The sequence below is a fragment of the Bradyrhizobium sp. 62 genome (assembly GCF_023073035.1).
In the GTDB taxonomy this organism is placed as follows: Bacteria; Pseudomonadota; Alphaproteobacteria; order Rhizobiales; family Xanthobacteraceae; genus Bradyrhizobium.
The window spans coordinates 1,486,834-1,495,266 of sequence record NZ_JADPIT010000015.1 but is presented as its reverse complement, the minus strand read 5'-3'; the positions used below and the strand labels follow the sequence as shown (position 1 = coordinate 1,495,266).

General features: G+C 61.5%; 6 protein-coding genes and 1 pseudogene. 4 read left to right on the top strand and 3 right to left on the bottom strand.

What is annotated here, in order from left to right; genetic code table 11:
* Nucleotides 1–62: 62 nt before the first annotated feature.
* The gene (locus tag IVB47_RS17840; protein ID WP_247462899.1) at nt 63–863 is read left to right on the top strand and encodes a phytanoyl-CoA dioxygenase family protein; all 801 of its coding nucleotides are present in this window, start codon (nt 63–65) and stop codon (nt 861–863) included.
* Between the two features lie 203 nt (nt 864–1,066).
* Nucleotides 1,067–2,395: a Gfo/Idh/MocA family oxidoreductase gene (locus IVB47_RS17835; RefSeq protein WP_247462897.1), complete on the top strand. Its 1,329-nt coding sequence runs from the start codon at nt 1,067–1,069 to the stop codon at nt 2,393–2,395.
* Between the two features lie 354 nt (nt 2,396–2,749).
* Here the strand turns inward: IVB47_RS17835 and IVB47_RS17830 are convergent.
* Together IVB47_RS17830 and IVB47_RS17825 are read right to left on the bottom strand one after the other, a co-directional pair.
* Nucleotides 2,750–3,780: pseudogene (locus IVB47_RS17830) on the bottom strand (IS110 family transposase).
* A gap of 117 nt (nt 3,781–3,897) precedes the next feature.
* Nucleotides 3,898–4,605, bottom strand: a complete 708-nt coding sequence (locus tag IVB47_RS17825) for a hypothetical protein (RefSeq protein WP_027565587.1) — start codon at nt 4,603–4,605, stop codon at nt 3,898–3,900.
* 889 nt (nt 4,606–5,494) lie between these two features.
* Between IVB47_RS17825 and IVB47_RS17820 the strand changes: the two genes are divergently transcribed.
* Nucleotides 5,495–5,836, top strand: a complete 342-nt coding sequence (locus IVB47_RS17820; RefSeq protein ID WP_247462894.1) for a hypothetical protein — start codon at nt 5,495–5,497, stop codon at nt 5,834–5,836.
* Nucleotides 5,837–5,936: 100 nt separating this feature from the next.
* Here IVB47_RS17820 and IVB47_RS17815 read toward each other — a convergent pair whose 3' ends face one another.
* A complete protein-coding gene (locus IVB47_RS17815; RefSeq protein ID WP_247462893.1) occupies nt 5,937–7,022 on the bottom strand; it encodes an NAD-dependent epimerase/dehydratase family protein in 1,086 nt (361 codons plus the stop codon).
* 290 nt (nt 7,023–7,312) lie between these two features.
* Between IVB47_RS17815 and IVB47_RS17810 the strand changes: the two genes are divergently transcribed.
* Complete coding sequence (locus tag IVB47_RS17810; RefSeq protein WP_027565590.1) at nt 7,313–8,401, top strand: ABC transporter substrate-binding protein; 1,089 nt, start codon at nt 7,313–7,315, stop codon at nt 8,399–8,401.
* The last annotated feature ends 32 nt before the right edge of the window (nt 8,402–8,433 follow it).

The window sequence follows — 8,433 nt, the reverse complement described above, 5'->3', positions numbered from 1 at the left end:
GATGGCCGGGTCAAGCCCGGCCATGACGAGCGATAACAAAAATTAAAATAGGAGGATGCGCCGTGAAACTGTCCCAGGAGCAATTGGAGTTCTTCCACCGCGAGGGCTGGCTGTTCCTGCCCGAATTGTTCAGTCCGGAGGAGGTCGATCTCCTCGCGCGCGAGGCGGTCGCCATCTATGACGCGAACCGGCCGGAAGTCTGGCGCGAGAAGAGCGGCGCGCCGCGCACCGCCTTTGCCGCGCATCTCTACAACGAGGCGTTCGGCATTCTGGGTGCGCATCCGCGCATGATCGACCCGGTCGAGCAGCTGTTCGGCGAGCAGGTCTACATGCACCAGTTCAAGATCAACGCAAAATCCGCCTTCACCGGCGACGTCTGGCAATGGCACCAGGATTACGGCACGTGGAAGCGCGACGACGGCATGCCAGAGCCGCGCGCGATGAACATCGCGATCTTCCTCGACGAGGTGATGCCGATCAACGGCCCGCTGATGCTGGTGCCGCAGAGCCAGAACGCCGGCGACCTCAAGGCCTCGCACGACCTTGCGACGACCTCCTATCCGCTGTGGACGCTGGACGAGGAGACCGTGACGCGCCTCGTCAAGCAGGGCGGCATCGTGGCGCCGACCGGCAAGCCGGGCGGCATGCTGATGTTCCACGGCAATCTCGTGCATGGCTCGGCCGGCAACATCACGCCCTACCCGCGCAAGATCGTATACCTGACGCTGAACGCGGTTTCGAATTGCATCCGCACCCCGACGCGGCCGGAGTACATCGCGCATCGCGATTTTGCGCCGATCAAGACTGTGGAGGACGACGCACTGGTCCGGCTCGCCCGTGCGCCGCGGCAGGCGGCGGAGTAGACTTGGTCGCAAAACATCCTCGGTCGTCGTGGCCGGGCTTGTCCCGCCTGCGCGGCCGAAGCCGCTTCGGCGACGCAAAGGCCCGGGGATCCACGCCTTGAGACGATCGCTGCCGGCAAGACGTGGATGGCCGGGTCAGGCCCGGCCATGACGATCTGATAGAAACACGCCCCTCACCAATTTCTGCCTCGCAGGACCGTCCCATGAACCTCTTCCGCCTCCTCCAGGCCCGCGCTGCCGCCGGCAAACCCGTCCGTGTGGCGCTGATCGGCGCCGGTAAATTCGGCTCGATGTTCCTGGCGCAGGTGCCCCACACGCCGGGACTGGAGGTGCCCATCATCGTCGACATCGATCGCGACCGCGCGCGCGAGGCCTGCCGCACCGTGGGATGGGACGCGGCGCGGATCGCCGCCACTGTTTTCACCGACGACGGCGCGCGTGCCATTGCCGGCGGCGCGATGGACGTGGTGGTGGAGGCGACCGGCAATCCGGCCGCCGGCATCAAGCACGCCCGTGCGGCGATCGCGGCCGGCAAGCATATCGTGATGGTCAATGTCGAGGCCGACGTGCTCGCGGGTCCGCTGCTCGCCGAGGAAGCCCGCAAGGCGGGCGTGGTCTATTCGCTCGCCTATGGCGACCAGCCCGCGCTGACCGCGGAGATGGTGGATTGGGCTCGCGCCACCGGTTTTCACGTGGTTGCCGCCGGCAAAGGCACAAAATATCTGCCGGCCTATCACGACGTGACGCCTGACAGCGTCTGGCAGCATTACGGGTTGACCGCGGGCGAGGCGCAATCGGCCGGGATGAATCCGCAGATGTTCAACTCCTTCCTCGACGGCACCAAATCGGCGATCGAGATGGCCGCGATTGCGAATGCCTGCGGACTGGACGTGCCTGCGGAGGGCCTGCTGTTTCCACCCTGCGGCGTCGACGACCTCCCGCATATCATGCGGCCGCGCAGCAAGGGCGGCGTGCTGGAGCGATCGGGCGTCGTGGAAGTGGTCTCCTCGCTTGAGCGCGACGGAAGGCCGGTGTTTCGCGATCTGCGCTGGGGCGTTTACGTCGTGCTCGAGGCGCCGAACGACTACGCGGCCGACTGCTTCAGGCAGTACGGCCTCAAGACCGACGGCAGCGGACGGTACGCGGCGATGTACAAGCCGTACCATCTGATCGGCCTCGAGCTGAACATCTCGGTCTTGTCGGCAGCCCTGCGGGGCGAGCCGACCGGGCAGCCCCATGGTTTCCGCGGCGACGTCGCCGCCGTGGCAAAACGCAATCTGCGCGCCGGCGAGATGCTGGACGGCGAAGGCGGCTACACGGTGTGGGGCAAGCTGGTGCCGGCGGCCGCGAGCCTCAAGGCCGGCGCGCTGCCAATCGGGCTGGCGCATCGGCTGAAGCTGAAGCACGACGTCGCCCATGGCGAGCTCGTGCGCTGGAGCGATGTCGAGTTCGACGCAGGCAACGAGACGATCAAGACGCGGAAGGCAATGGAAGCGGCGTTCGTAAGTGCAGATCAGGCTGTGCACTCATAAATCCAGATTCATTGGTGCGGCCCGAGCGATGTTCCGCTGGCCGACGCTTTGCGGACTCAAGCTGAACATCGACTCAGGTCAGCTATGGGGCCATGTGTGGACGGCTCCGGGTTGGCAAGGAGAATCTTCACTTGCGGCGTTGGTCGGAGCAGCCATGTGTTCGGCCTTCTTGTGCGGTACTCATGACCGCTGGCCATAATGCCCTCCGCGGATCAGGTCCCGATCAAAAGCACGCATTCGAAGATGCCCTGGCCCATGTGGGTTGTCCTGATCGCCGGATCGACCGGCGCTGCATTAGTGCTGTTCGCCCTTCCAAGCGTTACGTCACAGCCGGATGACCGGCTGTGATCTCGTTCACGCCGTAAGGCCGGCGGGTTCATTGTAGGGTTCGTTCCTGGCCATCATCGCCCATGCCATCCTAGCGAGCTTATTGGCGAGTGCGATGGCTGCGACCTTGGTAGGGCGCCGTGCCAACAACGCAGTGAGCCAAGGCCGATGGCTTGTGCCATGGATCTTGGCATAGCGGATCACGGCGAGTGCGCCCGCTGTGAATAGGCTGCGTAAATAGCGATCGCCTTGCTTGCTGATCCGGCCAAGCTTGTCCTTGCCCCCACTCGAGTTCTGCTTCGGCACGAGCCCGACCCAAGCCGAGAAGTCCCGCCCCGATCGGAAGGTCTTGGCATCGGCAACGCTCGCGACTAGCGCCGTTGCCAGTGCTGGACCGACGCCAGGGATCGCATCCAGTCGCTTGCTCGTCGCGTTTGATCAATGCCAGGCAATAATGCGCCTATGGAACTCCAGGATTTGAGCCTTCAGTGCCCGCAACTGGCCGCCGAGAGCCGCAAGACACGCGCGGGCCACCTCCGGAACTCGGCGGTCGGCTGGATCGGCGACGACTTCTAACAGCTGTTCGACACCCCTGCGCCCGACGGGGGCAACAATCCCGAACTCGGCCAGATATGCCCGGATCGAGTTGATGACGGCAGTCTGCTGGCGAATGAAGAGATGGCGCACGCGATGAAGCATCAGACAGCTCTGTTGTTCGATGGTCTTGGTCGGCACGAACCGCATGTTGGGCCTTGTGACCGCCTCGCAAATAGCCTCCGCGTCGGTGCTGTCGTTCTTCTGCCGCTTAACGTAGGGCTTCACATAGGCCGGAGGCATCAATCGCACCGTATGCCCCAACGCCTGCAGCTCGCGCGACCAATAATGCGAGGACGCGCAAGCCTCGATCCCCACGAGGCACGGGGCAACTTCTCAAAGAAGGACAGCACGAAACGGCGCTTGAGCTGACGGCGTATGATCACCTGGCCGGCTGCATCGACCCCATGCACTTGAAAGACCGACTTCGCGATATCCAGACCAATCGTTGAAATTGACTGCATAGGCTGCTCCTCCGAATCGTGGGAGCCTTAAACGGCGCCCAGTCTTTGGCACTCTCGTGCCCGGGGAGGAGCCGTCCACAGCATCAGAAGCGGACATGTCAGGGAGCCGCAGGAATCTCATCGTCCACTCATCAATAGAGACTTTGTTTCGACAGTCCCATTCGGACGAAACCCGCTGTCGTAGAGCCCCCCATAGAAGGCTTTTCGGCTCTCTTCACTATCAACCCACGGCAATTTGCTCTGAATTGCACGCGTAATTCCTGTGCCGGTAATGCCAAATTCATTGAATGGCCAAATTCCCGAGGAGACAATCTCAATCACGACCCGTTTGAGAATCAGGTCCTGATTTGGATGTTGACCACCCGGAGGCACAAACAGAACCGCGCTTTTCGGGTCCTTCGTGTTTCGAACTCTCACCATCGCTGGCAATAACTCCAACGGCACCTCGCGCTGACCTTTAATGGCGTTGATTCGCGAGAAGTCTTCGGAACCGAAACCGCCTTTCACGACGCCAAAGAGATTTGGGATGATGTCTTCCGGCCCCGAGCGAACACTAAGGGGCCCCGCGTGGAGCAACACGAGAAGCGTGTCGTTCGGTTCAATGTCGATCGAAACGGCCTCGCCCTCTACCGCAGAGTTCATGCCTCCCCTCGAACCGAGGAACGGAATATTGCGGCTGTAGATGACCTGAATGACACCAGACCCGGCTCGGGGTTGACCGTTCCATTCCATTTCCGCCACAAGACGGTATCGGATCATCACGGCGGGATTAATAAGCCCCCAAGCAAGCGCGATCAGTGAGATCAGAATAACTGGCCTTTTCATTGTTCGCGACCGCACATTGAGAGATTACATTTCTCAACCGTAGTCGTGGACATTCAAAGGCGCAAAGGAAAGCCGAGACTCCAAAATGGAGAATTCGCTTGTCCGCTATGGGGCAAAAGCCGCTATTGCACTTCGGACCGGATACCCTCCTATGTGGCCAACAGCAGCCACGCTAAATCTCTTCGACCCGAAGCGGCACAACTGTCTCCGCTGCATGATTTCTCCCGGGCCAATTTCCCCAAACGACTCTAGCGTTAAAATTCCTACCGTGGCAGCGAACGTTTATCACATCGCCCACAATAGGCGCGGGCCCCTGAAAATAGTTCTCATCGCGACCAAGCTCCTGCTCGGTCACAAGATCTCCTGATTTCAGAAGAATTCGTTTGACCCAGTACGGCAAGCTGCAATCCTTTTTCTCGGGTGGAGGCGATCGAGGCAAACGGAAGCGCGGCCAGATCGCGAGCGACAAAACAATCCACTAAAAGCCAAGGAGGCATAGCCCAAACCAAAAATGATGCGCACCTTGACTGACCGACCCCAGAAAGCATCTTACGCCTGTCGGTGGACATAGTGCGTTTGAAAGACGAACCAGCCAGGTTGCTGGCGTCTAAGCGATCAAGAAAAAGGGCCGTATCACTTCGTAACTTAAAGCACCTACTGTTATCATCCCTAAGGCGCAGAGCAGTCCGACCAGCAAGTGCAAAATTAGTCGTATTCGTGTTGGCAACCTCGGTCTCGGTCTAAGGAGGACAGCAAGAACGAGACTATGTCCTCTACGATCAAAAGCCGCTCTTGCGCATTGTGCAGGACACTTCCGCCATGGGCCAGAACGGACATCGCGAGCGCGACGTGATATAGCCAATGCACACCAGCCGCTACGAGAAAGAAGATGCCACGCCCACTCACCCCCAAAGAGCGTGATCTGGTTGCCTTTATTCTAGGTCAGCACTCACCCTTTCAGGACCATTTTGGCCTCGTCGACGAAATGAACGACGGTGGGATGGGTAGCCTTCTCTTTGTCGGTGCTGCAGACCGGCGTTTCGGCCGATGTATTGGCGAATGCGAATTCGATGATGCCGATGGAGTGCTGGTGTCGGTCGCGTTGAACCTCGATCAGCGCGACGAGCTGTTTGAACTTGATCTTTGGAAAGTCGACTTTTCGCCGCTACAAAGGATTCCCGCCCTAGGTGATGTCCGTCCCTCACGGTGGTTGCGACAGAAGTCCAGATAAGTCAGATTTGAAGCCGTTCGAACCGGCTCGGCCAGAGGACCGTTCCGGGTCACAAACTGACTTGGGCAACCATCCCCGACATATCGGTTTTGGCTCTGCCTCAAGGCAGCAGCCGCTCTTGCTTCGCCTGCCTGAACCACTTCCGGAACATATCCTCCGTATCCATCATCTCGGTGAAGCCGGCGCGGTTGATCTTCACGGTCGAGACGATCGAGGGCGGACCGGATTCGGTCTGGCCGTAGCGCAGGCTGTAGTCGGCGTATTGGAACGAGAGGCCGACGAATTCGGCCAGCGCAGGCGATGCAAGGTCGTGCTTGCGCCGCAGCGCATCCCAGGGGCCGACCCAGTCTGGAAACGCCCTGGCGAGGGACAGCGGGACCGGCTTGCCCGGCTTCATCTCCAGTGCATCGGCGATCGCAGGCCAGATGTTCTCCCAGGTGAAGACGTCGCCATTGGTCACGTTGAAGGCTTCGTTGCGCGCGGCCTCGGCCTCGCCCGACCAGGCGACGGCGCGGGCGAGGAGATCGACATCGACGGCCTGCCCCACCCGCGCGGCGCCGCCGGGGTAATCGAGCGGCCTGCCCTGCTCGCGCAGCATCGCGGCATAGACGCCGAGCGGCGGAATCAAATCCATGGCGCCGCCCATGGCGAGGCCGACGATCAGCACCGGCCGCAGAATGCTCCAATGCCAGCTCTTGCCGGTCTGGAGGTCGCGCAGGAAGTTTTCCTGCGCCCAATAGAAGTTGGGCTGCTCGTACATTTCGGAGCGGCCTTCGCGGGCCGGCACGGCCAAGGGGCGAACATGGACGCCGTAGGCCTTGGTGCCTTGCAACAGGGCGACATGCCTGAGGCGGGGCGCCACAGGCTCGAGCGCACCCATCAAATTGCGCAGCATCAAATCGTTGGTCTTGATCTGCTGCGGGTCGCGCCAGCCGTCGACGAGCTGCGGCGCCTCGTAGAGCGCGGCGTAGATCAGATGCGTTGCGCTGCTCAGTTCCGAGGCGGCGCGCTCGCAATCCGCTGCACTGGTCAGGTCGATCGGGACATGACGGGCACCATAGAGGTCGCGCGGCTTCCGCCGGGACAGGGCAATCACATCGCACCCTCCCGCCAGGCCGAAGTGTCGCAACGCGGCATTGCCGACGAGACCGCTCGCTCCGGCGACCACGACTTTCTTGCCCGTCATGCGCGAGCCTCCCTGGTTTTGGCGCGACTGAATAGCAGATCGCGTGCAGGCCCGACTTGCGTCAGGCCGGTGTTCGCAGCTGCGAGGCGCCGATGAGGCTTGATTCCGGCGAAGCGCCCGGTCATCCTCGCGCGCGGAACCGCAACGATCGGAATTCCATCTCCCAGTGCCCGCAAGGGCCGTTCGGAAACGCCACAACGTCTCAACAGAAAACGTCGAGCGTCGACGAAGACAAGACGACACCAAGATCGTTCCCCAAGTCGAAGCATCGACTTAACGGAGGGAAGCGCATGGAACGTCGTAAATTCCTGACGGCAGGCGGATTGGGCCTGGCCGCGAGTGCCGTCGCTGCGCCGGCGATCGCGCAGTCGATGCCCGAGATCAAATGGCGATATGCCGCGAGCTGGCCGAAGGCGCTCGATACGCTCTACGGCGGCTGCGAGTATTTCGCCAAGCGCGTCGCCGAGATCACCGACAATCGATTCCAGATCCAGGCATTCGCCGCCGGTGAGATCGTGCCGGGCCTGCAGGTGCTCGACGCCGTCGCCAACGGCACGGTCGAGATGGGCAACACCGCGCTGTACTATTATTGGGGCAAGAACCCCGCCTTCACGTTCGGCACGTCGCTGCCGTTCGGCTTGAACACGCGCCAGCACATTTCGTGGCTGCAGTGGGGCGGCGGCCAGGACCTGATCAACAATCTGCTGAAGGAATACAACTCCATCGGCATTCCGACCGGGTCGACCGGCGCGCAGATGGGCGGCTGGTTCCGGAAGGAGATCAAGTCGATCGACGATCTCAAGGGACTGAAATTCCGGGTCGGCGGCTTTGCCGGCACGATCATCGCCAAGGTCGGCGGCGTGCCGCAGCAGATCGCGGCGGGCGATATTTACCCCGCGCTGGAGAAGGGCACGCTTGATGCGGCCGAATGGGTCGGGCCTTACGACGACGAGAAGCTCGGCTTCGTGAAGGTCGCGAAGTACTATTACTATCCCGGTTGGTGGGAAGGCACCGGCCAGGGTCACAACATCATCAATCTCGACAAGTGGAACACGCTGCCGAAGCACTACCAGGCCGCGGTCGATGCCGCGTCGCGCGATACCTTCACCTGGGTGACCGGCAAATACGACTACGTCAATCCGCCGGCGCTGAAGCGTCTGCTGGTGGCCGGCGCGATCCTGAAGCCATTCCCGCAGGAAGTTCTCGAAAGCTGCTACGGCGCGGCCAACGAGATCTACGCCGATCTCGCCAAGACCAATCCGCATTTCGGCAAGATGTATGCGAGCCTGACGGCTTTCCGCAGCGAATCGCTGGCCTGGATGCAGGTCGCCGAGCTGAGCTTCGACAGCTTCATGATGCGGATGCGGACGCGGACGTGAGGTGCTGAGCGACGCGCGAGGCCGGAAACGAC